Origin of the sequence: Roseateles toxinivorans, from assembly GCF_004362525.1 — a bacterium.
Lineage (GTDB): Bacteria > Pseudomonadota > Gammaproteobacteria > Burkholderiales > Burkholderiaceae_C > Paucibacter > Paucibacter toxinivorans.
The window spans coordinates 298,266-323,521 of the sequence record NZ_SNXS01000003.1 but is presented as its reverse complement, the minus strand read 5'-3'; the positions used below and the strand labels follow the sequence as shown (position 1 = coordinate 323,521).

General features: G+C 67.3%; 21 protein-coding genes. 10 read left to right on the top strand and 11 right to left on the bottom strand.

Going from position 1 to position 25,256, the window contains the following annotated elements:
* Nucleotides 1-3: 3 nt before the first annotated feature.
* From DES47_RS12830 to DES47_RS12795, 8 genes are all read right to left on the bottom strand, one after another.
* A complete protein-coding gene (locus DES47_RS12830; RefSeq protein WP_166651973.1) occupies nt 4-627 on the bottom strand; it encodes a CerR family C-terminal domain-containing protein in 624 nt (207 codons plus the stop codon).
* Nucleotides 628-809: 182 nt separating this feature from the next.
* Nucleotides 810-1,829 (bottom strand): GGDEF domain-containing protein, encoded by a 1,020-nt coding sequence (locus DES47_RS12825; protein ID WP_133701099.1) that lies wholly within the window; start codon nt 1,827-1,829, stop codon nt 810-812.
* Nucleotides 1,830-1,936: 107 nt separating this feature from the next.
* Nucleotides 1,937-8,194 (bottom strand): hybrid sensor histidine kinase/response regulator, encoded by a 6,258-nt coding sequence (locus DES47_RS12820; RefSeq protein ID WP_133701098.1) that lies wholly within the window; start codon nt 8,192-8,194, stop codon nt 1,937-1,939.
* A 64-nt stretch (nt 8,195-8,258) separates the two neighbouring features.
* Entirely contained in the window at nt 8,259-10,553 is a 2,295-nt protein-coding gene (locus DES47_RS12815) for a methyl-accepting chemotaxis protein (protein ID WP_133701097.1), read from the bottom strand.
* Between the two features lie 67 nt (nt 10,554-10,620).
* Nucleotides 10,621-11,148, bottom strand: a complete 528-nt coding sequence (locus DES47_RS12810) for a chemotaxis protein CheW (RefSeq protein ID WP_133701096.1) — start codon at nt 11,146-11,148, stop codon at nt 10,621-10,623.
* Between the two features lie 15 nt (nt 11,149-11,163).
* On the bottom strand, nt 11,164-11,529 hold the full coding sequence (locus DES47_RS12805) for a response regulator (protein ID WP_133701095.1): 366 nt from the start codon (nt 11,527-11,529) through the stop codon (nt 11,164-11,166).
* A gap of 47 nt (nt 11,530-11,576) precedes the next feature.
* A complete protein-coding gene (locus DES47_RS12800; RefSeq protein WP_133701094.1) occupies nt 11,577-11,969 on the bottom strand; it encodes a response regulator in 393 nt (130 codons plus the stop codon).
* Between the two features lie 314 nt (nt 11,970-12,283).
* Nucleotides 12,284-12,436, bottom strand: coding sequence for a rubredoxin (locus tag DES47_RS12795; protein ID WP_133701560.1), 153 nt, complete (start codon nt 12,434-12,436; stop codon nt 12,284-12,286).
* A 240-nt stretch (nt 12,437-12,676) separates the two neighbouring features.
* Here DES47_RS12795 and thiD point away from each other — a divergent pair, with 240 nt between their 5' ends.
* Nucleotides 12,677-13,603 carry a bifunctional hydroxymethylpyrimidine kinase/phosphomethylpyrimidine kinase gene (gene thiD, locus DES47_RS12790; protein ID WP_243748288.1) on the top strand — a complete coding sequence of 309 codons (927 nt, stop codon included), beginning with the start codon at nt 12,677-12,679 and terminating at the stop codon, nt 13,601-13,603.
* Complete coding sequence (gene hemL, locus DES47_RS12785) at nt 13,593-14,891, top strand: glutamate-1-semialdehyde 2,1-aminomutase (protein ID WP_133701093.1); 1,299 nt, start codon at nt 13,593-13,595, stop codon at nt 14,889-14,891. Before thiD ends, hemL begins: the two co-directional genes overlap by 11 nt.
* 7 nt (nt 14,892-14,898) lie before the next feature.
* Here hemL and DES47_RS12780 read toward each other — a convergent pair whose 3' ends face one another.
* Nucleotides 14,899-15,372: a DUF6152 family protein gene (locus DES47_RS12780; protein WP_208114987.1), complete on the bottom strand. Its 474-nt coding sequence runs from the start codon at nt 15,370-15,372 to the stop codon at nt 14,899-14,901.
* A 9-nt stretch (nt 15,373-15,381) separates the two neighbouring features.
* The gene (locus DES47_RS12775) at nt 15,382-15,798 is read right to left on the bottom strand and encodes a hypothetical protein (RefSeq protein WP_133701557.1); all 417 of its coding nucleotides are present in this window, start codon (nt 15,796-15,798) and stop codon (nt 15,382-15,384) included.
* A gap of 60 nt (nt 15,799-15,858) precedes the next feature.
* On the opposite strand from DES47_RS12775, the gene mpl reads away from it, so the two are divergent.
* Nucleotides 15,859-17,226 carry a UDP-N-acetylmuramate:L-alanyl-gamma-D-glutamyl-meso-diaminopimelate ligase gene (gene mpl / locus DES47_RS12770; RefSeq protein WP_133701092.1) on the top strand — a complete coding sequence of 456 codons (1,368 nt, stop codon included), beginning with the start codon at nt 15,859-15,861 and terminating at the stop codon, nt 17,224-17,226.
* A gap of 17 nt (nt 17,227-17,243) precedes the next feature.
* Nucleotides 17,244-17,603 (top strand): YbaN family protein, encoded by a 360-nt coding sequence (locus tag DES47_RS12765; protein ID WP_133701091.1) that lies wholly within the window; start codon nt 17,244-17,246, stop codon nt 17,601-17,603.
* Between the two features lie 27 nt (nt 17,604-17,630).
* On the opposite strand, the gene DES47_RS12760 is transcribed toward DES47_RS12765, so the two are convergent.
* Complete coding sequence (locus DES47_RS12760; protein WP_133701090.1) at nt 17,631-20,402, bottom strand: zinc-dependent metalloprotease; 2,772 nt, start codon at nt 20,400-20,402, stop codon at nt 17,631-17,633.
* 236 nt (nt 20,403-20,638) lie between these two features.
* On the opposite strand from DES47_RS12760, the gene DES47_RS12755 reads away from it, so the two are divergent.
* The 6 genes from DES47_RS12755 (at nt 20,639) to DES47_RS12730 (ending at nt 25,248) form a co-directional block, all read left to right on the top strand.
* A complete protein-coding gene (locus tag DES47_RS12755) occupies nt 20,639-21,229 on the top strand; it encodes a YqiA/YcfP family alpha/beta fold hydrolase (protein WP_133701089.1) in 591 nt (196 codons plus the stop codon).
* A complete protein-coding gene (fabG, locus tag DES47_RS12750; RefSeq protein WP_133701088.1) occupies nt 21,226-21,966 on the top strand; it encodes a 3-oxoacyl-ACP reductase FabG in 741 nt (246 codons plus the stop codon). Before DES47_RS12755 ends, fabG begins: the two co-directional genes overlap by 4 nt.
* A complete protein-coding gene (locus DES47_RS12745) occupies nt 21,967-22,533 on the top strand; it encodes an NUDIX hydrolase (protein WP_133701087.1) in 567 nt (188 codons plus the stop codon).
* Between the two features lie 137 nt (nt 22,534-22,670).
* Nucleotides 22,671-23,321 carry a hypothetical protein gene (locus tag DES47_RS12740; RefSeq protein ID WP_133701086.1) on the top strand — a complete coding sequence of 217 codons (651 nt, stop codon included), beginning with the start codon at nt 22,671-22,673 and terminating at the stop codon, nt 23,319-23,321.
* Entirely contained in the window at nt 23,318-24,028 is a 711-nt protein-coding gene (locus DES47_RS12735) for an ABC transporter ATP-binding protein (RefSeq protein WP_133701085.1), read from the top strand. The genes DES47_RS12740 and DES47_RS12735 overlap by 4 nt, the downstream gene beginning before the upstream one ends.
* Nucleotides 24,025-25,248, top strand: coding sequence for an ABC transporter permease (locus DES47_RS12730; RefSeq protein ID WP_208114986.1), 1,224 nt, complete (start codon nt 24,025-24,027; stop codon nt 25,246-25,248). The genes DES47_RS12735 and DES47_RS12730 overlap by 4 nt, the downstream gene beginning before the upstream one ends.
* Nucleotides 25,249-25,256: the final 8 nt, after the last annotated feature.

The window sequence follows — 25,256 nt, the reverse complement described above, 5'->3', positions numbered from 1 at the left end:
CCCTCAATTCGTTTGGCGCTGGCGCCGCTCATGCTCGACCAGGGCCAGGCCGTAACCGACCAGGCGCTCGACCAGCTGCGCGTAGGCCTGCGGGCTGGCCATCAGGCCAGGCGCCAGCAGCCGCATATAGTCCAGCGACATCCAGTAGTTCTCGACAATGGCCACCAGCGCGAAGGCCAGTTGGTGCAGCGCGTCGTCGGCCTCGGCCACACCGCAGTGCTGGGCCAGCATGTCCACCAGGCCCTGGTGCTCGGGCGCGATGTTCCGGTGCAGCACATCGGCAAAGGCCTGTGTCGGTTCGACCATTTCACGCAGGGTGACGCGGCGCAGATCGGCGAACTCATCCCCCCCATGGATCAGCGGCGTCAGGAAGGCGCCGTAGAACTGGCGCAACGCCTCCTCCATCGAAGGCATGGGCTGGTCATCGCCTGCGCAGGGGATCAGCGACACCACGTCCTGCACCGGCTTGGCCAGCACCGCCTGGTACAGGCCCTGCTTGCCGCCGAAGTAGTAGTGGATGGCGGCCACATTGGCCCCGGCCGCCTGGCAGATCTCGCGCGTGCTGGCACCGGCATAGCCCTTGGCGGCAAAGATGCGGATGGCGGCGGCCAACAGGCGAGCGGGCACGGTTTCCTGGCCCGAGGCGCCGTCTGGCCTCGGGTTTACACTGATTTTTGAGTCGTTGTCGGCAAGCATCGCCGGCATGATACGAATCAATTCAAGCGCTTGATTGATTTTGTAGTGCGCTTGACGGAAATAGAAAAAGGATCGCCAGGCGATCCTTTTTTTCCTTGGAACGAGCCCGTGAGCTAGAACAGCTCCATTGCTCCGACCTTCTCGTCCTCATCCTTGAAGTGGCCGGCGGCCACCAGGTCGGCATAGCAGAACACCTGATTCCGGCCATGAGCCTTGGCGTGATAGACGGCCTTGTCCGCGCGTTCGAAGGCCGCGGCCGGCGAATCGCTGGGCTTGACCTCGCTGTAGCCGACGCTGACGGTGATATGGCCCACCTGCGGAAAGCCGTAGTGCTCGGTGTTGCGGCGCAGGCGTTCGAAGGCCAGGGCGGCGTCCACATCCTTGTCGCAACGCATCAGCACGACGAACTCCTCACCACCGAAGCGGTAGAGCTGGTCATGGAAGCGGAAGCTGCTGCGCATCAACCGCGCCAGCAGCAGCAACACCTCGTCGCCAATCAGATGGCCGAAGCGGTCGTTGACCGACTTGAAGTGGTCGATGTCGATCAGGCCCAGCCAGTAGCGGGCCTCGCTGCCCCAGTGGCGGCGGCCATCGTTGCCGGCCGGCATCTCCATCGTCGCCTTCAGAAAGCTCTCGTCAAAGGTCTTGCGATTCAGCAGGCCGGTCAGCGTATCGCGCTCGCTGTAGTCCAAGAGGCCCTGGAAGTTGTGATAAATGCGCAGCACGCTGCTGACCATGCGACGCATCGCCATGTCCAGCGCCTGCACGCTCTGCACCTCGAGCACGCCAACGACCTCACGGTCATTGGCCAGCGGGAACAGGGTCACACAGGGCATGCCGGGCACCACGATCACCGTGCGGGAGCGGAAGCACTCCAGCCTTGCCGCATGATCGGCCAGCAGGGGCAGTGCCTCGAGATCGGCCCACAGCGGGTCGGCGGTGGCCACCGGATCGGTGGCGCTCATGCGCGCCCGCGTCAGCCAGCGCTCATTGGGAGTCTCGCCGACGCAGCGGTAGATGGCTACCGACAGCGGCTCCAGCAGGTCGCGCAGCGAGCCCACCAGGGTGACGTCCATGACATCGCGGTCCCGGTAGCCGGTCAGCTCGGCGAGGTGGTCTACGACTTCGGACATGGGATACGAATGCCAGCCAGCGCTTGCATGATGTTGGTTTCCCCAAGGACTGATGGACTCTGCGATGAGCCTGAGACCGCCGCGCCCCTACATCCAAGCGTTGCGACCTACCCGTTTATTCGGCGTGAAGTGTATCTGGCAATCAATGCTAAAAGTTCTTCTTCATCATAGGGCTTGCCCAGGTAGTGCTGCACACCCAGCTCTGCCGCATAGTCCTTATGCTTCTGCGCAATGCGTGAAGTAATCATGATTACCGGTAATCCGCGCAGCCGCGCATCGGCGTGCATATTGCGAACCAGGTCAAAACCGTCCATGCGCGGCATCTCGATGTCGGACAGCACCATATCCGGCAGTTCGTCGGCGAGCTTCTCCAGCGCATCGAGCCCGTCCTTGGCCAGGATGACGCGATAACCCTCGCGCTCCAGCAGACGCTGGGTGACGCGGCGCACCGTCAGCGAGTCATCCACCACCATCACCGTGGGCGCCAGCGTCGCAACAATCTCCTGCGCCTGCGGCGTCTGCGCATGCAAGGCCGCCTCGGCCCGCTGCCGCGCCCGGTCGCCATGCAGGGTGGCCAGGGCCACCGGGTTGTAGATCAGGGCTGCAGCGCCAGAGGCCAGCAGGGTGATGCCGGCAAGACCCGGCACCCGTGCCAGCTGCGGGCCGAGGTTCTTGACCACCACTTCCTGGTTGCCAATGACCTCGTCCACATGCAAGGCAACGCGCTGCTGGGCGCTCTTGACGATCACCAGCGGCTGGTTGCGCCCCTGCAGCACGCCGGCGGCGCTTTGCTGCAGCAGGCCACCGAGCCAGAAGAAGGGCATGGGCTCGCCGACGGTGAACGTGCCGCTGCGGTAGGCCGACTCGATCTCGGGCACCGGCACGCGCTTGACGACCTCGATCAGGGTGGCCGGCACCGCCACCACGTCGTCGCCGCAGCGCAGCATCACCACCTGGGTGACGGCAGTGGTCAGCGGCAGCAGCAGCTTGAAGCTGGTGCCCTGGCCGGGCGAGCTGGCGCTGGCGATGCGTCCGCCCATGGCATTGACATCATCGCGCACCACGTCCATGCCGACACCGCGGCCGGCCATCTCGGTCAGCGCGCTGGCGGTGGAGAAGCCATGCATGAAGATCAGTTGGGTCAGCTCGGCCGTGCCGGGCCTGGCATCGGCGGTCAGCAGGCCCATCTGCACCGCGCGCTGGCGGATGCGTTCCAGGTCCAGGCCGGCGCCGTCGTCACGGAACTCGACCGCGACCTCATTGCCCTCGTGGGTCAGCGCGACGACGATATTGCCGGTCGCCTCCTTGCCGGCGGCGACGCGCTTCTCCGGCGCCTCGATGCCGTGGATGACGCTGTTGCGCAGCAAGTGCTCGAAGGCAGCGGTCATGCGCTCGAGCACGCCACGGTCCACTTCGATGGAGCCGCCCTGCACATCCAGCCGCACCTGCTTGCCGGTCTCCTTGGCGGCCTGGCGCAGCACGCGGTAGAGGCGGTCCGACAGGCTGTCGAACTCGACCATGCGGGTACTGAGCAGATCGTCCTGCAGATCGCGGGTCAGGCGGGCCTGTGCGGCGAGTTCGTCCTCGGCCGCCTGCAGCGCGCGCTGCAGGGTACGCTGCACGGTGGCCACGTCGCCGACCGACTCGGCCATGATGCGGGTCAGTTCCTGCACCCGGGTGTAGCGGTCAAACTCCAGCGGATCAAAGTCACGCTCAGCCTGCTTGGCCGACTCAAGGCTCGAGCTGATCTGCGCATCGGCCTGGAATTCCATGTCGCGCAGTTGCTGGCGCAGGCGCTCCAGATTGTCGGTCAGATCGTTCAGCGAGCCCTTCATCTGGGCCACTTCGGATTCCATCCGCGAACGCCGGATGCTGACCTCGCCGGCCTGGTTGATCAGCCGCTCCAGCAGCGGTGCACGCACGCGCACCATGCCCTGGGCGGCCGCACTCTGGGCACGCTCCTGAGGCGCTGCGGCGGTGCCGCTCGGTGCAAAGCGGGACCAGTCGATCTCGACCGGCGCCGGCAGCGGCGCGGCGGGCGCGGCGGGCTGGGCCGCTTCGGGCTCCGGCGCGTCAAGCGCTTCCAGCGCCTCCAGCGCCTCCAGCTCCACCACTTCGGCCACAACGGGCAGTGCCGGTTCGGGTTCGGGAGCAGGGACCGCCGCGGCCAGCATCACCGGCTCCACCTCGGCCGGCACCGGCGGGTGACGCAGCGCATCAAACACCGCCGCCATCGCATCCACATGGGACTGCAGACGCTCGATGTCATGGGCATCGGCCTGGCCGCTGCCCAGCAGCGACTCGACCACCGACTCCATGCGGTGGGCCATCTCGCCCAGGCGCATCGCACCGGCCAGGCGGGCACCGCCCTTCAAGGTGTGCAGATTGCGCATGCAGGCCGAGGCGCTGCTCATATCGGCCGGCTTGGATTGCCAATCGCGCATCAGTGCGGCCAGCTGCTGCAACAGCTCGATGCCCTCTTCCTCGAAGATCGGGAACAGCTCCTCGTCGATCGCGTCCTCGGCATCCAGATCGGCGACGTCCAGCTCGTCCTGGGCATGGGCCCTGCCCGGTACGGCATGCACCTCGGCCACCGGCTGCAGCGGACCGCTCAGGACCTCGCCCAGCTGGCCGAGCAGGCTCTGGGCAGGTTCGGGTTCGGGTTCGACGAGCTCCATGACCTCGGGCGATTCCTCCACGCCGGCCAGCGTCTCGGCGGCCAGCACGGCCAACGCCTCGTCATCGGGCGCGGTGTGCGCCGGGTCTTCGATCACATCGGCCAGTGGCATGTCATCCGAGTCCGGCTCGACCAGGGGCGCATGCAGGGCCAGGTCTTGCAGGCGCTCGGCGGCGCGGTGCTCGTGATCGATCAGGCGCTGGTTCAGCGCCGCGTCGGGGGTCTTCAGGAAGCCGGCGGCAAATTGGTGCAACAGGCGCCGTATCTCGTCGGCGGCCTCGACAAACAGCTCGCCCTCCTCGACCGTGCCACGGCCCAGCGGATGGCTGCGCTCCAGGGCATGCTCCAGCAGACGGGCCAGGCGCGACAGATCCTCGAAGCCCACGGTGGCGGCATTGCCGGCCAGCGAATGAGCCAGCGAGACGCTGCTTTCGGGCAGCGGCTGGTTCAGCTCCAGCGCCCATTCGGCCAGCTCGACACAAAGGCGCCGCGACAGTTCGTCGGCCTCGTTCAGAAAGATATTGAACAGCGCAATGCTGATGCGCAGCGGGCCAATGACCTTGACGGCCTCGGCCTGCTCGGCCAGCGCCTGCACCCGTTCCTCATCGGCCACCAGGGCATCGACCGAGTGCACCAGCTCCAGATGGGGTTTGGGCGGAACCTCCTCGGCCGCCGGCTCGGCCACTGGCTCTGGCTCTGGCTCTGACTCTGGTTCAGGTTCGGGTTCAGGCTCGACAGGCGCCGCAGGCTCGGCAACCTCGATGACTTCGGGCTCCGGCCCCACCACCGGCGGCTCGTCCTCGGGCAGCAGCAGGTCCTCGTCATCAGGCTGGTCCAGCGACAGCGGCACATCGGCCGGTACGGGCAGCGCGGGCAACTCGTCGTCCGGCAAGGCCGGTGGCGCTTCGTCCTCGGCGACCACCAGCGGCTTGACCTCACCGAAGTCCAGATCCAGCTCGAAGGTGGGCAGGGCCGGTTCGGCCACCGCTTCCGGGATGGTTTCGGGCAGGGCTGTGACAGCCAGATCGGGCAGATCGAGTTCGAAGAAATCGTCTTCTTGAGTCTCGGGCGCTGCGATCGCTTCCACCGGCAGGTCGAGCATCAGCTCGGGCTCCAGCGCGGCCAGCTCGGTGGGCTCCAGAACGGCCTCGGGCTCCGGCACCGGAAACTCCGGCACCTCGCCCGCGACTTCGGCCACCCCGTCAGCCGCGGGCTCGGCGACCGCCGCCTGCGGCCATTCCAGCGCCTCGACCCGGCCTTCGATGCGCAAGGCATCGGCGGCGCGGCGCAGGCTGGCCGACTGATGGCCGCCCTGGCGCTTCTCGGCGATGGCATTGCGCCAGTCGTACAGATAGTCCAGTGCCTCGGCGCTGAAACCCAGCAAGCCGGCATCAGCCGGCCGGTTGTCGCCCAGGCGGGCGTTATAGAGCTGTTCGCAGGCCCAGGCCCCCTCGCCAAAGTCGAGCAGGCCGACCATGCGCGAGCTGCCCTTCAGGGTGTGGAAGGCGCGGCGCACGGTGGTCAGCTGGTTCTGGTCGCTGCTGTCCAGCTGCAGCTGGGCCAGGGCCTCGCGTGCGTTGGCCACGACCTCGTCACATTCCTCGAGGAAGACTTCGAGCATCTCGGCGTCGATCTCGGTGTCGGTGGCCTGAGCCGTCAGCACCGGCAAGGCCGCAGCCGCCGGCAGTGGCGAGCGCACGGGATCGGGCAGCGGCGGCGGTGCATCGATATCGGGCAGTGCCGCAAACTCGGGCTCCTCGGCGACCGGCGGCTGGGCTTCGTCCAGGCCAAAATCCAGGCCGAAGTCCGGCACCTCGGGCTGTTCGGCCGGAGCTTCGGCAAGGGGTTCGGGCTGGGTCGGCACCTCCACCGGCTCGGCCAGCGGCAGCAGCTCGTCCAGACCGACAAAGCCGCTGGTCTCGCCTTCGCGGCGGCCCATCACCGGGGCCAGCACGCCGGTCTCGTCGTCGTACTTGAACAGGCGCTTGGCCAGATGCGGCTGCACACTGAGCATGTCGATCAAAAAGCCCAGGGCACCCAGATTGCCGGCCAGACGCTCGAAGATCTGGCGCGGGCCCTGACGGGTGGCGTCGACCTCGGTGTTGACCAGCTCATCGACCTCGTCGCGCATGCGCAGCACCGCCTGGGCGGCCTGCTCCATGCCCAGCACGGTCAGCACGCCGCGCATCGCCGACAGCTGGCCGGGCACCGGTATCAAGACCTGGCGCCGGCTGGTGTCACGGAAATACTCGTCGACCAGCTTCTCGGTCTCGGACAGCGAGCTGCGCAGCTCCTGCACGACACTGCCCATGGTCTGGCGGTCGGAGACGCGGCGGTACAGTTCCTCCATCCAGGCTTCCAGCGGCTGGGCCGGATCGCCATGGGCGACCGATTCGACGCGCTGGGCCAGGCGCTGCACGCGATCGGCCTGTTCGGGGGCATCGAAGGCGGCATCTTCCAGCGCCGCATCGACGTACAACATCGCCGTGGCCACCTCCATGGCCAGGGCCGAACTCGGTGCCGCACTGGCGCGGGCCGTGCCGACGACAGCGCGCTGCAGGGTCTGGCCCAGCACCTCGCCGCGGGGGAACAGGCGCTGCAGCGATTCGGACACCAGGGCGAACAACTCGTCCAGGCCCTGCAGCCGCTGCACATCACCCTCGGCCACCGAGGACCAGGCATCCTTGGCCACCGAGACGCGCTTGCGCGCCTGCACCACCCAGGCCGGGTCGACCAGGCCCAGACGGGCCTCTTCATAGTCCACCGCCTGGTGCTCGTCCAGCCCATAGGCCTGACGCACCGCATGCAGGCGAGGTGCGGCAGCAGGGAACGGCGGCGCGGCGCTCTGGGCGCAGAAGAACAGCAGGTCACGGGCCAGGCGGTCGGCCACGGCCGGGTCGCCCGCAGCTCCGGCACGCAGCTGGGCCAGCAGGCGCGAACCGATGCGCTTGGCAAAGGCGTCGGGTTGCAGCATGCCAATGCCCTGGGCCTCGAAGAAGGCCGCGGCCACATGCCAGAGGCTGCGTGCGGCGGCCGTCGGCGCGCCGGCGGCCATGCTGGCGCACAACTCGCTCAGCGCGCGCGCGCCATCGGCCGAACCCTCGCGCATGAACTTCAAGAGCGTGGTCTCGAACGCCGAACGTGCGCTCTCGGGCTTGCGCGGGGTGACGGTGATCTCTCTGGGCGGCTCCTGCCAGCTCCATTCATGGGTCCACAGATCGGCGGGATGGATGCGCTCGGCGCCGGCCAGCGCCTGCACCGCGCGGTAGGGCGGGAACAGGCTCAGCGAGGAGACCGGCCGGCCGGCCAACAGCCTGGCCACATAGTCGAGCAGCGCAAAGTCAGCCCGCTCCAGGGTCTCGATCGCATCGAGCTTGATGCGCTCCGGGTGGTCGATCAGGCTTTGCAGCCCGGCCTCGCAGGCCCGCAGCATCGTCGCACCGGCCGGCAGGCCGACCAGGGAAACCACGCCAGCGGCCTGGTGCACCTGCTGGCGGGCGCTGTTCAGCGCGCTGAGGTCCAGCGTGTCCTGGCCGGCCACTCCGGACGAAATACGCGGCGCATCGACATCGCGCGCATAGCGGCGCAAGGCCTTGTGCGCGGCCTCCAGCGAACGGCGCAGCTCTTCCTGCACCCATGCGAGGGGGCTGAGGTCGGCCGGAAACTCGGAATCACGCGGGAGGTCCATGCGCTGGCGTGCCTTCTGTTCAGGTCGGTGCGTTGTTCATCATCATGCTGCGGCGGCTTCGGCGTCAGTCGATCTTGAACCGCGACACCGAGGCCTTCAGCTCCTCGGCCGTGCGCGACAGCTGGTGCACCAGCGTCGCGGTGGAGCGTGTGCCCTCACCGGTCTGCTCGGTCACCGCAAAAATGTGCTGGATGTTCGAGGCCACGATATTGGCCTGGCTGGCTTCGCTGAGCGCCTGGTCGGAAATCTTCACGATCAGGTCCGACAGCTGGCGCGACACCTGGTCGATGTCGGTCAGCGCCGTGCCGGCCGCGTCGGAAAGTCGCGTACCCTCGACCACGTTCTGCGTCGAGCGCTCCATGGCGGCCACCGCGTCCTGCGTGTCGGTCTGAATCGTCTTCACCAGCGCGGCAATGCGGCGTGTGGCGCTGCCGGAGCGCTCGGCCAGCCGCTGCACTTCCTCGGCCACGACCGAGAAGCCGCGACCGGCCTCACCGGCCGAGGCGGCCTGGATGGCGGCATTCAGGGCCAGCACATTGGTCTGCTCGGTAATGTCGGAGATCAGCTCGGTGATCTCGCCGATTTCCTGCGAGCTCTCGCCCAGGCGCTTGATGCGCTTGGAGGTTTCCTGGATCTGCTCGCGGATCGCGTTCATGCCGCCGATGGTGTTCTGCATCGCCTGCAGGCCGGACTCGGCCACCGCCCGCGAGCGCTGCGCCACCTCGGCCGTCTGCTGGGCCTGGGCCGACACCTGGTTGATGCGGCCGGCCATCTGCAGCACTGCCTCGCCGGTGTCGCGGATCTCGTGCAGCTGTTCGGTCGAGGCGGCCAGCAGCTCGGTCGAGTTCTGGTCCACCTGCTGGGTGGTTTCCGTCACCCGCGCGGCCGTGCCCTGCACCTGGGCCACCAGGGTGCGCAGCTCTTCCACCGTGTAGTTCACCGAGTCGGCGATGGCGCCGGTGATGTCTTCCGTCACCGTCGCCTGCTGCGTCAGGTCGCCCTCGGCGACCAGCTGCAGCTCGTTCATCAATCGCAAAATGGCAGCCTGGTTGGCATCGTTGACGCGCTTGGCCTCCTGCTCCTGGCGTTCGGCGGCGTTCTTCTGCGTCTCGGCCAGGGCGGCACGCTGGCCCTGATCGGACACATACAGGCGCAGGAAGCCAAAAGCCCCCAGCGCCAGCATCAGCACCGACAGCAACAGCACGATCAGCACCCACGGCTGCATGCCGCTCTCGGCCTGGATTCGGTTCTGCATGTCCTGCAGCCCCAGGCGCAGCGGTTCGCTGTCGGCCAGGATGGCGGTCTGCGCCTCGCGTGCCGACACCAGGCCCTGCAGATTGCCCAGGATCGCATAGGCCTGGGCGCGGGTCTGCTCATACTGCTTGAGCAGGGCCTGCAGGCGCTCCTTGGTCTGGGCGTCCTTGGCGCCGGTCAGGCGAAGGTCCTGGCTGCCGCTGATCAGGCCCTCGGTGATTTCCTTGAAGGTGTTCAAGTCCTTGCCGAGCAGGAACACCGCCTCGGGGCTGACGCCTTCTTGCGTCAGGAACTCGTTGGCGCTCTTGCCGATGCGCTGGGTCAGCATCACCAGCTGGCTGACGGCGGCGCTCTCGGCCACCGGCGCGTTCTGCTGCATCGCCAGCGAGGCCACGGCCTCGGCGCTCTCCAGCAGGTCGGAGGACTGGCGGTTGATGGTGCGCAGCGCGGTGCCGACCTGGGTCAGCACCTTCTCCTGGGCCAGCACCACCTTGGCGCTCTTCTCGGCCCGGTCCACCATCGGCAGCAGCGGATCGATGACTTCCTGCACCGCACCAGAGGCCTGGGGCACAGCGCCCTCGCCGGTCTTCAGGCTGCGCACCAGGCTGGCCATGGTGTCGGCGCTTTCGCGCAGTTCCGGGAAGCCCTTGGGATTGCCGGCCACCGCCTGCCAGACCGATTTGGCCAGCCGCTGCGACTGCATCAGGGCCTGGCCGCTGGCGCCCACCTGTGCCGACACGCGGCCGGCGCTGATCAAGGTCGAAACCACCGCACCGGCGACCCCGATCACCCCGGCGACGACCAGCAGGGCCAGCACCTTCTGCTGGCTGGCCAGCCCCAGATGGCCGATGAAGGGCATCTGGGCCGGCGGCACGCGGCGGCGGGCCTCGGCGGCCTGGCTGTCGGCGAAATCGGCCTGCATGCCGGTGGGCATGGCCTCGGAAATGATCGAGGTGGTGGCCGGGCCCATGCGCGTGCTGGGCATGCCGCTGGACTCGGTCAGCGTGATGGTGTCGGGCGACCCACTGTCGGCCTGGGCCGCGCCACCACCGGCAGGAGCCGATTGACGCTTGCCGAAGCCCTTGATCTTGTCCAGGAAGCTCATGTCTCTGTCACCCTTGTGCCCAATAGCCTGTCGTTGTGCCGCAGCGTGCCGAAGTGCTGAGCGCACCTCATGCCACGATGCTCAGGAAATGCTCGTCCACCACCAGGGCCTGCAGCAGCAACTCCTGCCACACCCTGCCCTGCCCGTCGCGCAGCCTGCGCCCGACAAAGGGCGGCAGCGCGGCCGCCTCGGCTGGGGCCTCGACGGGGGTCAGTTCTGCACTGTTGCGCAGGCCGGCCAGCCGGTCCACCAGCAGCGCGCAATTGATGTCCAGCTTGGCATTCACCGCCACCAGCCGGCTCTGATCGTTGCGGGCGGGAGCCTGCTGGCGCAGCCCAAGAAAGCCGCCCAGGTCTACCACCGCATAGAGGCCGCCGCGCAGATTGGCCACGCCGGCCAGCCAGGCCTGGGTGTGCGGCACCGGCGTGATCGCGGGCACCGGGAAGATCTCGCCGGCCTGCTGCAGGGCCAGCAGGAAATCGTGTCCGCCGCACTCCACCGCCAGCCAGGAGTTGCCCGGCGCCTGGGAACGCGCGGCCTGCATGCGCTCGGCCAATCGGTGCTGCAACTCGCGCAGGGCTTCCTTGTTGGACATGGTGGCGCGAACCGCTTACTCGAGGGCCTTGATCTTGGCCAGCAACTCTTCGGCCTTGACCGGCTTGACGACATAGTCGCGCGCGCCCTGGCGCATGCCCCAGACCTTGTCGGTCTCCTGATTCTTGCTGGTGCACATGATCACCGGGATATGGGCATAGCGCTCGTCCCTCGTGATGGCGCGGGTCAGCTGGAAGCCGTTCTGGCCGGGCATCACCACATCCATCAGGATCAGCTCGGGCACTTCCTCTTCCAGACGCTTCATCGCCTCTTCGCCATTGACGGCGGTGCGCACATTGAAGCCCTTCTTGCTCAGCAGGTCGGTCAGGTAGTGCAACTCGGTCTTGGAGTCGTCCACCAGCAGGATCTTGTGAATGGCCATGGGGTGTTACCTCGATCTACTCTTCAGCGGCACGGGACCGGGGGGTCTCATGCCTGCGGTCGGTGCTGGCGCACCGCGCCCAACAACTGGTCTTTGGTAAAGGGTTTGGTCAGATAGTCTTGCGAGCCGACCATGCGGCCGCGCGCCTTGTCGAACAGCCCGTCCTTGGACGACAGCATGATGACCGGCAAATGGGCAAAGCGGGGATTGCGCTTGATGATGGCGCAGGTTTGATAGCCGTCGAGCCGCGGCATCAGGATGTCGCAGAACACCAGATCGGGCTGATAGTCGTTGACCTTGGCCAGCGCATCAAAGCCATCCTCGGCCAGCACCACCTCGTATCCACCCTGTTTCAGGAAGATCTCGGCACTGCGCCGGATGGTGTTGCTGTCGTCAATGACCAGCACCCGGGTCAGCTGGGTGTCAGGGCCTGTCACCATATAAAAGCCCCCTGCGTAGCACCCCCAAGCGGGCGCAATCTAGGCGCAAAGCGGAACCGGGGTAGGCCCCCCGGTGAGCATTTGCAACGACGAGTGCGCCCGCTTGGGGGTGCTACCCGAAGGGCCGGGGCTGCAAGACACGCTTCGCGTCGTTGCGGTCCTTGCTCGGGGGCCCATCCCGGGCTGCGGCCCACGCCTAGCGCTGCATGCCTTGCAACCCCGGCGCAGGGGGCTTTCATATGATGACAGGCCCTAATTTCGGCTGCGGAACTCAAGCGTTGTTCTCCTGGTGACGCGCAGCTGGGAGGCTGCCGTCAAATGCGAACCATCTCGAAATCTTCCTTGCGTGCGCCGCACTCAGGACAGGTCCAGTTCATCGGTACATCGGCCCAAGACGTGCCGGGCTTGATGCCATGTTCGATATCTCCGGTGGCTTCGTCGTAAATCCAGCCACAGATCAGGCACATCCAGGTACAGGGTTCGGTCACGATGTTTTCAAGGGCGGTCGGAGCCCGGTTTGCTTAACTACAATGGAGAAAGATTGTAGCCACGCCAGTTGGCAAAAATACCCGGGCTTATAGGTACTTACGCAACATTCCTCACCGATTTGTCGAACATTGCCCATTTGCGATTTTCTGTTACCTACTCCCCTAGCGCCCTGCCCGGCCTTGCCCTAACGCCTACCTGGCCTTGCGCCGCATAACGCCATGAGCACCACCGATACCTCCGTCACCAGCTCCCAGGTCGAGAACCAGGAGTCGCCGGCTCCGGCCTGCGTGATGACCTTCAATGCCAATGACCCCAGCGGAGCGGGCGGTCTGGCCGGCGACATCGCCACCATCGCCGCGATGGGTGCGCACGGCCTGCCGGTGGTCACCGCCATCGTGCTGCGCGACACCGCCGAGGTCTTCGACCAGCATGTGCTGGACGCCGAGACGATTGCCGAGCAGGCGCGGGGCATCCTCGAAGACGTGACCATTTCGGCCTGGAAGGTCGGCTTCCTGGGCAGCGCGGAGGGCATCAGCGCCGTCGCCGAGGTCTTGAGCGACTACCCCGAGGTGCCCCTGGTGTCCTATATCCCCAGCCTGTCCTGGCTCGATGAAGAGCAGCAGCAGAGCTATAGCGATGCCTTCCGCGAGCTGATACTGCCGCAGACGCAGGTGCTGGTGGGCAACCACAAGACCCTGACCGACCTGCTGCTGCCCGACTGGGAGCTGGATCGCCCGGCCTCGCCGCGCGAACTGGCCGTGGCCGCCGCCGAGCATGGCGCGGCCCATGTGCTGGTCACCGGCATGGCCCTGCCCGACCACTTCGTCGACAACGTGTTGGCCACGCCCCAGGGCCCCATCACCGGCGAGAAGTTCGAGCGCTTCGACGTCAGCTTCATCGGCGCGGGCGACACCCTGTCGGCCTCGCTGGCCGCGCTGATGGCCGTCGGCAGCGAGCCGCATATCGCCGTCGGCGAGGCCCTGTCCTTCCTCGACCAGGCGCTGGACGCGGGCTTCCGCCCCGGCATGGGCAATGTCGTGCCCGACCGCTTTTTCTGGGCCCTGCCGCCCAACGAGGAAGAAGAGTCTGATCTTGACGAACCCTCTCTTGACGATATTGACGGAGCCCCGCGACGTGTCCACTGAACCCGATCTGAATCAGGCGCTGTTCGAGCGCGCTCAAAAAGTCATTCCCGGCGGCGTCAATTCGCCGGTGCGCGCCTTCCGCGCAGTCGGCGGCACGCCGCGCTTCATCACCCGCGGCGATGGCGCCTACATCTTTGACGCCAACGGCCGCCGCTATATCGACTACATCGGCTCCTGGGGCCCGATGATCCTAGGCCATGGCCATCCGGCCGTTCTGGAGGCGGTGCAGAAGGCCGCCGTCGAGGGCTTCTCGTTTGGGGCGCCGACCGAGCGTGAGGTCGAACTGGCCGAGGCCATCCTGGCGCTGGTGCCCAGCATGGAACAGGTACGCCTGGTCAGCTCCGGCACCGAGGCGACGATGAGCGCCATCCGCCTGGCCCGCGGCGCCACCGGCCGCTCCAAGTTCATCAAGTTCGAGGGCTGCTACCACGGCCACACCGACGCGCTGCTGGTCAAGGCCGGGTCGGGTCTTGCCACCTTCGGCAACCCGACCAGCGCCGGCGTGCCGCCCGAGGTGGCCCAGCACACCATCGTGCTGGAGTACAACAATCTCACCCAGCTGGAAGAGGCCTTCGCGCTGCACGGCAAGGCGCTGGCCTGCGTGATGATCGAGCCGATCGCCGGCAATATGAACTTCGTGCGTGCCTCGGTGCCCTTCATCAAGCGCCTGCGCGAGCTGTGCACCGAGTACGGCGCGCTGTTCGTGTTCGACGAGGTGATGACGGGCTTTCGCGTCGCGCTCGGCGGCGCCCAGGCCCACTACGCCCGCCTGATTCCGGGGTTCAAGCCGGACATGAGCGTGTTCGGCAAGGTCATCGGCGGCGGCATGCCGCTGGCGGCATTCGGCGCCAGCCGCGCGATCATGAGCCATCTGGCCCCGCTGGGTTCGGTCTATCAGGCCGGCACGCTGAGCGGCAACCCGGTCGCCACCGCCTGCGGTCTGGCCACGCTGCGCGAAATCGCCAAGCCCGGCTTCTTCGAGGCGCTGAGCACCAAGACCCGCACCCTGACCGATGGCCTGAAGACGGTCGCCCGCGAGAACGGCGTGCCCTTCAGCACCGACAGCGAGGGCGGCATGTTCGGCTTCTTCCTGATGGATCAACTGCCGCAGAACTACACAACGGTGATGACCACAGACAAGGAGCGTTTCAACCGCTTCTTCCACGGCATGCTGGACCGCGGTGTGTATCTGGCCCCGGCGCTGTACGAGGCCGGCTTCGTCAGCGCGGCGCACAGCAGCGCCGATCTCGACGCCACCCTGGACGCCGCACGCCAGGCGCTGCGCTGACAGCGCCTCAGGCAGGCGAGGAGCGCAGGCCGTAGGTCTTGCCGGCAACGAACAGGTATTCGACGCGCAGGACCGCATCGCCCTTTTCGCCGGAGAAGGTGAAGCCGAGCAGGCCCAGCGGGGTGCCGGGCTTGATCTCCTCGACCTTCCAGGCCTGCATGCGGGTCAGCGGCGCCAGCTCGATCTGCCAGAGCCGGTCGCGCCGCATCGGCAGGGTGGCGGCGGCCAGCAGCCGAGCGCCGTCAACGCCTGCGCTCTGGGCCGGCAACGGGCGGCTGGCAAGGTCGGCCGGCAGCTTCAGCTCCGGGTCCAGCGCCAGCTCGAGCTCGACATGCGGATTGCGCCAGGCCACCTTGGCGGCCTTGCCTTCCAGCCAGATCGGGCGATTCTGGTCGAAGCTGCTCCAGCCGTGGTGAGCCAGGACGGCCCGCGGCAGCAGCAAGGTCAGGCCGGCGGACATCAAGCAATGGCGACGGTTCATGAGCGTTCCTCAGACATAGGCGATCCAGCGACCGCAGATGATGACCGCAAGCCAAAGACCCAGTGACAGCAGGGTCTGCGCCCGCGCGACGCCATCCATCTTGGCCAGGCCGCCGCGCGAGTGAAAGGCGGCGGCGTTCAGGCCGGCCAGCATCAGCAGGCCCATCTTCAGCACAAACGCGCGGTTGGCGATCAGCTCGCCCGGCTGGGTGCCGAACATGGTCAGCCCGGTCGCTACCGCCAGGCCGAAACCGGCCAGCGAAAGAGTCAGGGCCAGCCGCGCCAGCGGGGCCGCCGGCAGCTCGGCCGCCGCGCCCCAGACACGCAGCTCGAACAGCACCAGGCTGCCCAGCAGCAGCGCAATGCCGACGATGTGCAGGGCCTCCAGCAGCGGGTAGGCATAGGGGTGGGAGATCAGCGAGGCCATGCGCAAAACTACCACGGCGGCGAGGCCAGGCACGGCGGACCACGCTCCTACAATGCCGCCATGCATATTCACATCCTAGGTATCTGCGGCACCTTCATGGGCGGCCTGGCCGCCCTGGCCCGCGAGGCCGGTCACCGGGTCACCGGCTGCGACGCCAATGTCTACCCCCCGATGAGCGACCAGCTGCGCGCGCTGGGCATTGAGCTCATCGAGGGCTTCGGCCCGGAACAGCTGGAGCTCCAGCCCGATCTGTTCGTGATCGGCAACCTGGTCACCCGCGGCGAGAAGTTCCCGCTGATGGAGGCCATTCTCGACGCCGGCCTGCCCTACACCAGCGGCCCGCAATGGCTGGCCGAGCATGTGCTGCAGGGCCGCCATGTGCTGGCCGTGGCCGGCACGCACGGCAAGACCAGCGTGACCTCGATGCTGGCCTGGATACTGGATCAGGCCGGGCTCAAGCCCGGCTTTCTGGTTGGCGGCGTGCCGCAGAACTTCGGCGTCTCGGCGCGCTTGGGTGAAGGCGCCCCATTCGTTATCGAAGCCGATGAGTACGACACCGCGTTCTTCGACAAGCGCAGCAAGTTCGTCCACTACCGGCCGCGCACGGCGATCCTCAACAACCTGGAGTTCGACCATGCCGACATCTTCGCCGACCTGGCGGCGATCGAGACCCAGTTCCACCACCTGATACGCACCGTGCCGGCCAGCGGCCGCCTGGTCGTCAACGCCCGCGAAGAGGCCCTGCAGCGCGTACTGACCCGCGGCTGCTGGAGCGAGCTGGTGCGCTTCGGCCCGCGCAAGGAAGAGCCCGGCGCCCTGCGCGCCCGCGGCGAACCACAAAGCTTCGACGTGCTGCGCGGCAGCCTCAAGGTCGCCCATGTGGACTGGCCGCTGCTGGGCGAGCACAACCAGCTGAACGCGCTGGCGGCGATCGCCGCGGCCGAGCATGTGGGTGTGGCGCCCGAGGTGGCCGCCCAGGCCCTGGGGACGTTCGAGAATGTGCGCCGACGCATGGAACTCAGCGGCGAGGCCGGTGGCGTCAAGGTCTATGACGACTTTGCCCACCACCCGACGGCGATGCGCACCACCATCGACGGCCTGCGCCGCAAGGTCGGCCTGGAGACGCGCATCCTGGCCGTGTTCGAGCCGCGCACCAACACCATGAAGCTGGGCGCCATGAAGGCCCAGCTGCCCTGGGCGCTGGAGGAATGCGATATCGCCTTCTGCCACCAGGGCCAGCTCGCTTGGGACGCCGGGGAGGCCCTCGCCCCCATGGGCAGGCAGGCGGTGGTCTGCCCCGATATCGACAGCCTGGTGCAGGCCGTGGTCAAGGCCGCCAGGCCCGGCGATCAGGTGCTGTGCATGAGCAATGGCGGGTTTGGCGGCATCCATGCCAGGCTGTTGAAGGCACTGGCCGAGCGCGGCTGAGCAGACCTTTCCTGCACATGGCCGCCCGCAAGCTGCTGCTCAAGGCCCTGGGCCTGGCCTGCGTGGTGTTGGGCGTGATCGGCGCCTTCCTGCCGCTGCTGCCAACCACGCCCTTTCTGCTGCTGGCCGCCTGGTGTTTTGCCCGCGCGCACCCCGAGTGGGAGCAGCGCCTGCTGAGCCACCCCCGCTACGGCCCCAGCCTGCGCGCCTGGCGCGCCCGCGGCGCCGTGCCACTGAGCGCCAAACGGGCCGCCACCCTGCTGCTGCTGATCAGCGCCGTGGGCGGCTGGTTCACATTGCCCGGCCCCTGGCACTTTCTACCAATGGCCATTGGCCTGGCGGTAGGCATTTGGCTCTGGACCCGGCCCAGCGCCTGAAGCGCTGGACCGGGGTCACTTTCGCGATCAGCTACGCTGCATGGTCGCGCGCAGCGCTTCGGTCAGTTGGCCCAGGCTGTCGGCCAGATGGGCGCGGCTTTCGACCGAGAGGCCGCCCTTGGCCACGGCCGCGCGCAGCTGGCCCTGCAGCTCGACGGCATGCAGACGGGCCAGGCTCAGTGCGTCGGGCGGCAGGCTGGCCGGCGCGCGGGTCAGCACCGCCTGCAAGCGCTTCAGATGTTCGCGCTGCAGATTGCGGCGGATGCGGTCGATCTCGGTGCCGCTCTTCAACTCGGACCAGACCGTACCCTGCACCGTGGCATAGACCTCGCTCAGCGAGATCATGCCCTTGCGCTCGCCCGGCGCCACATAGCCGGGCAGGTCCAGCAGGCGGCGGGCCGTGTTGGGGCTCAGCAAGCGGTCCATTGCAACGATCTGGATGCGCGCCACGGCGGCCGGCACGTCCAGCGGGCCACCACGGTCCCACTCGTTGTAGTCCACCGTCAGGCCGGACAGAAACTCCGGACGGAAGCGGAAGCTGTCCACGCTGAACAGCCCCGTGGCCAGGAACTGCAAGGCCTCGCGCTGCTTCACCGGCTCCACCGGCCTGTAGCTGGCACGGCCGGTCGAACCGGGCAGATCGCGCAGCGCATGCATGCCACCCACATACTTGCCCACCAGTTCGGCGGCGCGGAACAGCTGATTGAAGCCGCCCATCAGCGCACGACGCTGGCGCAGCGGATCGTCGGTGGCCAGCGGCTTGCGGTCCTGCACCCGCTCCCACAGCTCCTGCGACAGCTTCAGACGCTTCTTGAAGTAGGCCAGCGGGTCGTCGCCCAGGTCGAAGCGGTTCGCCAGCGGGTCCATGCCATCGTAGGGGCCGAAGCCGCCGGCATCGGCATCATCGCCATAGGCCAGCGCCGGCTCGGTGCTGCGGGCGGCAATTTTGCCCAGTTCGGCGGCTTCCGCGGCCGGCTCCAGCGGCTTGTACGCGTACTCGATCGCCCAGTAGTCGTAGGGGCCCAGCGTGGTGGAGTTGTAGTTGCCCTGCGCCTCGCCCTTGAGCGCCAGGTTGTAGGCGTTGTAGTCCATCACCGAGCCTGATATGCCCTTGGCATCGGTGAAGGCCCGGTCCTGCAGCTGCTTTTGCGTGATGGTGGTGCTGGCCTTGAAGTTGTGCTTCAGGCCCAGCGTGTGACCCACCTCATGCATGATGGTGTCCTTGATCACCGCCTGCACAAAGGCCTCGGCCTCGGGACCATCGGGTGCGATGTCGCCACGGGCTTCGAGCACATCGAGCGCAAAGTCCATCTCGGCCGCAGCCTCCTTGGCGTAGCTGCAAACGGCCGCGCCCTGGCCATCGCGCCAGCCGGCCGTCATCTGTGCCAGACGCTGCTCGCTGCTCATGCCCACATCCTCGACCAGGAAGCGGCGCGAGCCACGCGCGAACACATCGCTCATGCCGATGTCGGCGTCCAGTATCTCGCCGGTGCGCGGATCGGTATGGCTGGGGCCGATGGCAAAGCCGACGTCGGCGCCGACGAACCAGCGTATCGACGCATGGCCGGCGTCCATATTGTCCCAATCGGCATCGTCGGCCTGCTGCCTGGCGACCACGGCATTCTTGAAGCCAATCTTCTCGAAGGCCTTGTTCCACTCCAGGATGCCGGCCTCCACCGACGCGCGGTAGCGCACCGGGATGTTCTTGTCCATCCAGTAGGTGATGGGCGTCACCGGCTCGGACAGTTCCGCCGCCGGGTCCTTCTTCTCCAGGCGCCAGCGCTGCACATAGTGCACGCGGGGATTCGCCTTCAAGTCACCACCGAGGTCGGTGAAGGACTCGGCGAAATGGCCCAGGCGCGGGTCGACCTTGCGCACCGCCATCGGTGTTTCGGGCAGCTGCGCGAAGTTGTAGACATAGCTGACGAACAGGCTGCGCGGGTCCGGCGTGGCCTGCGGTGGCGTGGGCGTGGGCACCGGGCTGGGCGTTGGCACCAGTGGCGGCGCCGGAATGCGCGGTGTGGCGAAGTGCACGCGCGCAGTCAGGGTGCTCAGGCGCTCGTCGGCCCGCGCCGTCTCGATAAAGGAATTGGAGCGGTCCAGGCCGTAGGGCAGGCGGTAGGCCATCTCCAGCCGGGTGGAGTAGCCCGGAATGTCGCTGAGCAGGAAGGCAGCATCGACCAACACCGACTTGCGCTCCGGATGCTCGGCACTGGCCACCGGGCCGGCGCCCAGGAGGCTGGGCGAGAAGGCCTGGTCAATGGCACGCTTGGAGCCCTGGTCGGCGACGGCACGGAACTTGGTGTTCAGTGCCATCAGCTGCAGCTGGTTGCCGATCTTGCGGAACTCGGCCATATGGTCGGTGCCCATCTGGCTGGCATAGAGGCCACGCTCGCCCACCGAGTTGGCGATGTTGACGCTGAACAGAAAGGGCTTGTTCAGCTGCGCCTTCGGGATCTCGATCCAGACCTTTTCGTCCTTGCGCCAGATCGGGAACAGGCCCTGCTGCACCTTGGCGTCCTTGATCACATCGGCAAAGGGTTTGGGGGCGGTCGGGTCGGCCGGGGGGCGCGGGGCACCGGGAGCCGCACCGGAGGCAGCACCGGCCGGCGGCACGGCACCCTTGGCCATCGGCGTGAAGCTGTTCGCCGCCGTGGGTGCCGAAGCGCCTGGCGCGGCCGCCTTGGCCGCATCACCTTCCTTGGCCGCCGGTGCGGCACAGCCGTACAGCAGCGTCACGGCAGCAGCCAATAGCGACAGGTTCAGGGGGTTCGAAGAAACAGCAGATTTCACGCTCATGAGGTCCAGTGCTTGGGTGCCCGAAAAAAAGAAAGCCTGGCTCGTGGCCCGGCTCTCAGACGGAGTGCGTACGTCGCGCTCAAAAGCATGACTGTGCCGCGCCCATTGGCCCGGCGTCAACGCGCTCGGACCGCCATTAGTACCCAGAAATCCCCAGTTCGTCGGCCAACAAGGGAAAACCCCGGGGCATTTGTGCGGTCTGCGAGCGCGAGGCTAGCGCCTTAGACTTGGCGCCCATGCCCACCATCACCCATCTGCTGTACCTGCACGGCTTTCGCTCCTCACCCCGCTCGGCCAAGGCGCAGCGCATGGCACGTTGGGTGCTTGAGCAGCGCCCCGAGCTGCAGTGGCTCTGCCCGCAACTGCCGCCCTCGCCGGCCGAGGCGCTGTGCCTGGTGCGCAATCTCCTGGCCGACTGGCCGCGCGAGCGCATGGCGGTGATGGGCAGCTCGCTCGGCGGCTTCTATGCCACCGTGCTGGCCGAGGAAATGGGCTGTCCGGCCGTGTTGCTGAACCCGGCCGTCGATCCGGCGCGTGATTTGTCACGCCATATCGGCGAGCAGACCGCCTGGCATGACCCGAACGAGCACTTCTTTTTTCGCCCCGAATTCGTCGCCGAGCTGCGCGCGCTGACGCCGCCGACCCTGACCCGCCCCGAACGCTACTTCGCCGTCATTGCCAAGGGCGACGAGGTGCTGGACTGGCGCGAGATGTGGGCACGCTACCAGCAATGCCAGGTGCTGCTGCTGGAAGGCAGCGACCATGGGCTCAGCGACTTCGAGACCCAACTTCCTTCCGTACTTCAATTTCTACATCTGAATCCATGAGACTCCAGAACAAGGTTTGCATCATCACCGGTGCCGCCCAGGGCATAGGCCTGGCCACCGCGCTGAAATTCGCCGCCGAAGGCGCGATCGTGATCGCCTGCGACGTCAAGGTCGCGGCCGTGGCCGAGGCGGTGGCCCAGCTGAGAGCCACAGGCGCCCAGGCCCAGGGCCATCCGCTGAACGTGACCGACCGCGAGCAGGTCGATGCGATGGTGGCCTCCGTCAAGGCACAGTTCGGCCGCATCGACGTATTGGTCAACAACGCCGGCATCACCAAGGACGCACGGCTGCAGAAGATGACCCTGGAGCAGTTCGACGCCGTCATCGACGTCAATCTGCGCGGTGTCTTTCATTGCGCCCAGGCGGTGGCCGACACGATGGTCGCGCAGGGCGCGGGCGTGATCCTCAATGCCAGCTCGGTGGTGGGCATCTACGGCAACTTCGGCCAGACCAATTACGCCGCATCCAAGTTCGGCGTGATCGGCTTCACCAAGACCTGGGCCCGCGAGCTGGGCCCCAAGGGCGTGCGCGTCAATGCGGTGGCGCCGGGTTTTGTGGAGACACCGATACTCTCGACCATCCCCGACAAGGTGCTGGACCATATGCGCGAGCAGGTGCCGCTGCGACGCCTGGGCAAGCCCGAGGAGATCGCCAACGTCTATGCCTTCCTGGCCAGTGACGAGGCCTCCTATGTGAACGGGGCGGTGCTTGAGGTGTCGGGCGGGATGACGGTTTAGATGCGTTACGCCGCTCAGCAGGAACTGACCCGTTACCTGGCCCACTTCCCGGACGAGTTCCAGCGCCTGACCGCCCTGCAGGCACAACTGCTCGACCCCGCCGGCGAAGACATCTTCGCCCGGACGACCATGCGCGGCCACATCACCGCCAGCGCTCTGGTGCTCAGCGCCGACCACAGCAAGCTGCTGCTGATACACCACCGCATCATCGGCCGCTGGCTGCAACCCGGCGGCCATGTCGAGCCGGGGCAGGATCTGTGGGCCTCGGCCTGCCGGGAGGTGGCAGAGGAAACCGGCGTGTCCGCCGTCGAGCGCCTGGCACTGGGGCCGTTAGGCGCCATGCCTATAGACATCGACAGCCACGCGATCGCCGCCAACCCGCGCAAGGGCGAGGCGGCCCATTGGCACCATGACTTCCTTTACCTGGCCCGGGCCGACGACTCCATTGCGCTGCAGGCCCAGCTGGATGAGGTCCATGCCGTGCGCTGGGCGCCGCTGGCTTGGCTGGCCGAGGCCGGCGAAGCGCGGTGGCGCCTCATCGCCGCCAAGCTGCAAGCGTTCATTTAAGCACCCGCATTTCGCGCCGCATCGATGTCGTTTCGCGCCTGCGGCCGGTCGCGGGTCGCAAAGCGGCTGCGGCGCCGGGGCCGCTTCTCTAGCCTGACGGGGTTGATTGATCCAACCCTGTCGCCAGAGGAGCCTCCATGAATCAGAACCGCCGCCACGTCACCCACACCCTGCTCGCCCTGAGTCTGGCGCTTGCCTGCAGCCTCAGCCTGGCCGCGCCCGAGGCCCAGCTGCAGGCCGCTCAAGCCCAGTTCCAGGCCGCGGCCAAGGGCGACTCGGATGCGATCGAAAAGTCCGTCGAGACCTACACAGCCCTGCTCAAGGCCGAACCGGGCAACCCGGTGCTGATGGCCTATCTGGGCGCGGCCACGACGCTGCGCGCCACCACCACCATGCTGCCCTGGAAGAAGATGAGCCACGTCGAGGACGGCCTGGCCTGGCTGGACAAGGCCCTGGTGCTGCTGCAGCCCCAGCATGATGTGCCCGCGCCCGGCCAGGTTGCTGCCAGCCTGGAAACACGCTTCACCGCCATCAACACTTTCCTGGCCCTGCCGTCCATGTTCAACCGCGGCCCGCGCGGCGCCAAGCTGTTCGGTGAGCTGCTGGCCAGCCCGCAGTTTGCCCAGGCGCCGCTGCCCTTCCAGGGCGCCGTGTGGATGCGCGCCGCCAAGTGGGCGGAGCAGGACAAGCGGCCCGAAGACGCCCGCAAGTTCTATCAGATGGTGACCGAGCGCAAGGCGCCTCAGGCCGCCCAGGCCGGCGCTCAGCTGAAGGCGTTGCAGTCATGATCAAGCCCGTGGTCATCGAAATGCGCGGCGTGCACAAGACCTACCGCCTGGGTGAGCACATCGTGCCGGCGCTGCAGGGCATAGACCTGCAGGTGCGTGCCGGCGAGCTGCTGGCGCTGACCGGCCCCTCGGGCAGCGGCAAGTCGACGATCCTGAACCTCTGCGGGCTGATCGACGCGCCCGACAGCGGCGAAATCCTGTTGCAGGGCAAACCCGTCGATGCCAGTGACGAGACCGGCTCGACCCTGCTGCGCCGCGACGCCATCGGCTTCATCTTCCAGAACTTCAATCTGGTGCCGGTGATGACGGTGGCCGAGAACGTGGACTACCCGTTGTTCCTGGCTGGCGTGCCGACGAAAGAGCGCAATGATCGGGTGGGCGAGGCCCTGCGCGCCGTCGGCCTGCTTGAGCATGCGAAACACCGGCCCGACGCCCTCTCCGGCGGCCAGCGCCAGCGCGTGGCGATTGCCCGCGCGCTGGTGAAACGGCCGAAGCTGGTGATTGCCGATGAACCGACGGCCAGCCTGGACTCGGTCACCGCCGACCAGGTGCTGGACCTGATGCGCGAGCTGGCCCATGGCCAGGGCGCGGCCTTCGTCATCGCCACGCATGACGGGCGGCTGACGCGGCGCTGCGACCGCATCGTGGCCTTGCTGGATGGCCGCATCACCCACCCCGAACTCACCGCCCTCGGAGAAGCCGCATGAACAACTTGCGCTGGCTCAAATTTGCCTGGCAGAACGCCCTGCGCAACCGCCGCCGCTCGCTGGTAACGGTGTCCATCGCCGCTTTAGGCACCGCCGCCATCCTGCTGGCCAGCGGTTTTGCGCTGTCCACCTACCAGGGCCTGGCCCAGATGGCGGCGCGCAGCACCGGCCATCTGATCGTGGCCAAGCCCGAGCAGTTCAGCAGGGACGAGGACACGCCGCTGCAGCACGGCCTGGACAATGCCGCGGCGCTGACGGCCCAACTGCTGGCCGACCCCGACGTGCGCCAGGTCTTGCCCCGGGTGGACTTCAGCGGGCTGATCAGCAATGGCGACAAGTCCACCGTGATGATGGCCGTCGGCGTCGACCCGGACAGCGAGTTCGCCGTCAAGGGCCCGTTCCTGAAGATCAAGGCCGGCGAGGCCCTGGTCAGCGGCAAGGAGGCCACCGCCGAGGTGATGCTGGGTGAAGGCCTGGCACGCAGCCTGAAGGCCGAGCCCGGCACCAGCCTGACCCTGCTGTCCAGCACGGCCGATGGCGCGCTGAATGCGCTCGATGTGCGCGTGCGTGGCGTGTTCTCGACCGGCATCCCGGACATGGACAAGCGCCTGGTCTATACCGATGTGCTGACGGCGCAGAAGCTGCTCAACAAGCAGGGCGTCAGCAGCCTGGGCGTGTTCCTGCGCAGCATGGAGGCCACACCCGGTGCCCAGGCCCGCGTGGCTGCGGCCCTGCCGGAACTGAAGGTGCAGAACTGGCAGGACCAGGCCTTCTTCTACAAAAGCGTGCGCGAACTCTACGACCGCATCTTCGGCGCCCTGGGCCTGATCATCTTCCTGATCGTCGTCTTCGTCGTCACCAATGCAATGGCCATGGCCATCATCGAACGCACCCGCGAGATCGGCACGCTGCGCGCCCTAGGCACCCTGCCCGGCCAGCTGCTGCGCAGCCTGGCGCTGGAGGGCATGGTGCTGGGCGGTGGAGGTGCGTTGCTCGGCGCCGTCATGGCGCTGGGCGTCAGCGTGCTGCTGTACCTGTTCCCGGTGCAGATGCCGCCGCCGCCCGGCCGCTCGGACGGCTATCCGCTGAGCATCGCGATCGACCCGACCGTCTATGCCGCCACCCTGCTGGCCATGCTGCTGCTGGTGATGCTGGCCTCGGCCCTGGTGGCCCGCAAGACCGTGCACAAGCCGGTGGTCGATGCCCTTGCCCACACCTGAGAGAACAC

What these genes read in the sequence shown, in the direction of transcription:
- DES47_RS12825 (WP_133701099.1), bottom strand. Translation starts at nt 1,829, where the DNA reads ATGTCCGAAGTCGTAGACCACCTCGCCGAGCTGACCGGCTACCGGGAC.
- DES47_RS12820 (WP_133701098.1), bottom strand. Translation starts at nt 8,194, where the DNA reads ATGGACCTCCCGCGTGATTCCGAGTTTCCGGCCGACCTCAGCCCCCTC.
- DES47_RS12815 (WP_133701097.1), bottom strand. Translation starts at nt 10,553, where the DNA reads ATGAGCTTCCTGGACAAGATCAAGGGCTTCGGCAAGCGTCAATCGGCT.
- DES47_RS12810 (WP_133701096.1), bottom strand. Translation starts at nt 11,148, where the DNA reads ATGTCCAACAAGGAAGCCCTGCGCGAGTTGCAGCACCGATTGGCCGAG.
- DES47_RS12805 (WP_133701095.1), bottom strand. Translation starts at nt 11,529, where the DNA reads ATGGCCATTCACAAGATCCTGCTGGTGGACGACTCCAAGACCGAGTTG.
- DES47_RS12800 (WP_133701094.1), bottom strand. Translation starts at nt 11,969, where the DNA reads ATGGTGACAGGCCCTGACACCCAGCTGACCCGGGTGCTGGTCATTGAC.
- DES47_RS12795 (WP_133701560.1), bottom strand. Translation starts at nt 12,436, where the DNA reads ATGTGCCTGATCTGTGGCTGGATTTACGACGAAGCCACCGGAGATATC.
- thiD (WP_243748288.1), top strand. Translation starts at nt 12,677, where the DNA reads ATGAGCACCACCGATACCTCCGTCACCAGCTCCCAGGTCGAGAACCAG.
- DES47_RS12780 (WP_208114987.1), bottom strand. Translation starts at nt 15,372, where the DNA reads ATGAACCGTCGCCATTGCTTGATGTCCGCCGGCCTGACCTTGCTGCTG.
- DES47_RS12775 (WP_133701557.1), bottom strand. Translation starts at nt 15,798, where the DNA reads ATGGCCTCGCTGATCTCCCACCCCTATGCCTACCCGCTGCTGGAGGCC.
- mpl (WP_133701092.1), top strand. Translation starts at nt 15,859, where the DNA reads ATGCATATTCACATCCTAGGTATCTGCGGCACCTTCATGGGCGGCCTG.
- DES47_RS12765 (WP_133701091.1), top strand. Translation starts at nt 17,244, where the DNA reads ATGGCCGCCCGCAAGCTGCTGCTCAAGGCCCTGGGCCTGGCCTGCGTG.
- DES47_RS12760 (WP_133701090.1), bottom strand. Translation starts at nt 20,402, where the DNA reads ATGAGCGTGAAATCTGCTGTTTCTTCGAACCCCCTGAACCTGTCGCTA.
- DES47_RS12755 (WP_133701089.1), top strand. Translation starts at nt 20,639, where the DNA reads ATGCCCACCATCACCCATCTGCTGTACCTGCACGGCTTTCGCTCCTCA.
- fabG (WP_133701088.1), top strand. Translation starts at nt 21,226, where the DNA reads ATGAGACTCCAGAACAAGGTTTGCATCATCACCGGTGCCGCCCAGGGC.
- DES47_RS12745 (WP_133701087.1), top strand. Translation starts at nt 21,967, where the DNA reads ATGCGTTACGCCGCTCAGCAGGAACTGACCCGTTACCTGGCCCACTTC.
- DES47_RS12740 (WP_133701086.1), top strand. Translation starts at nt 22,671, where the DNA reads ATGAATCAGAACCGCCGCCACGTCACCCACACCCTGCTCGCCCTGAGT.
- DES47_RS12735 (WP_133701085.1), top strand. Translation starts at nt 23,318, where the DNA reads ATGATCAAGCCCGTGGTCATCGAAATGCGCGGCGTGCACAAGACCTAC.
- DES47_RS12730 (WP_208114986.1), top strand. Translation starts at nt 24,025, where the DNA reads ATGAACAACTTGCGCTGGCTCAAATTTGCCTGGCAGAACGCCCTGCGC.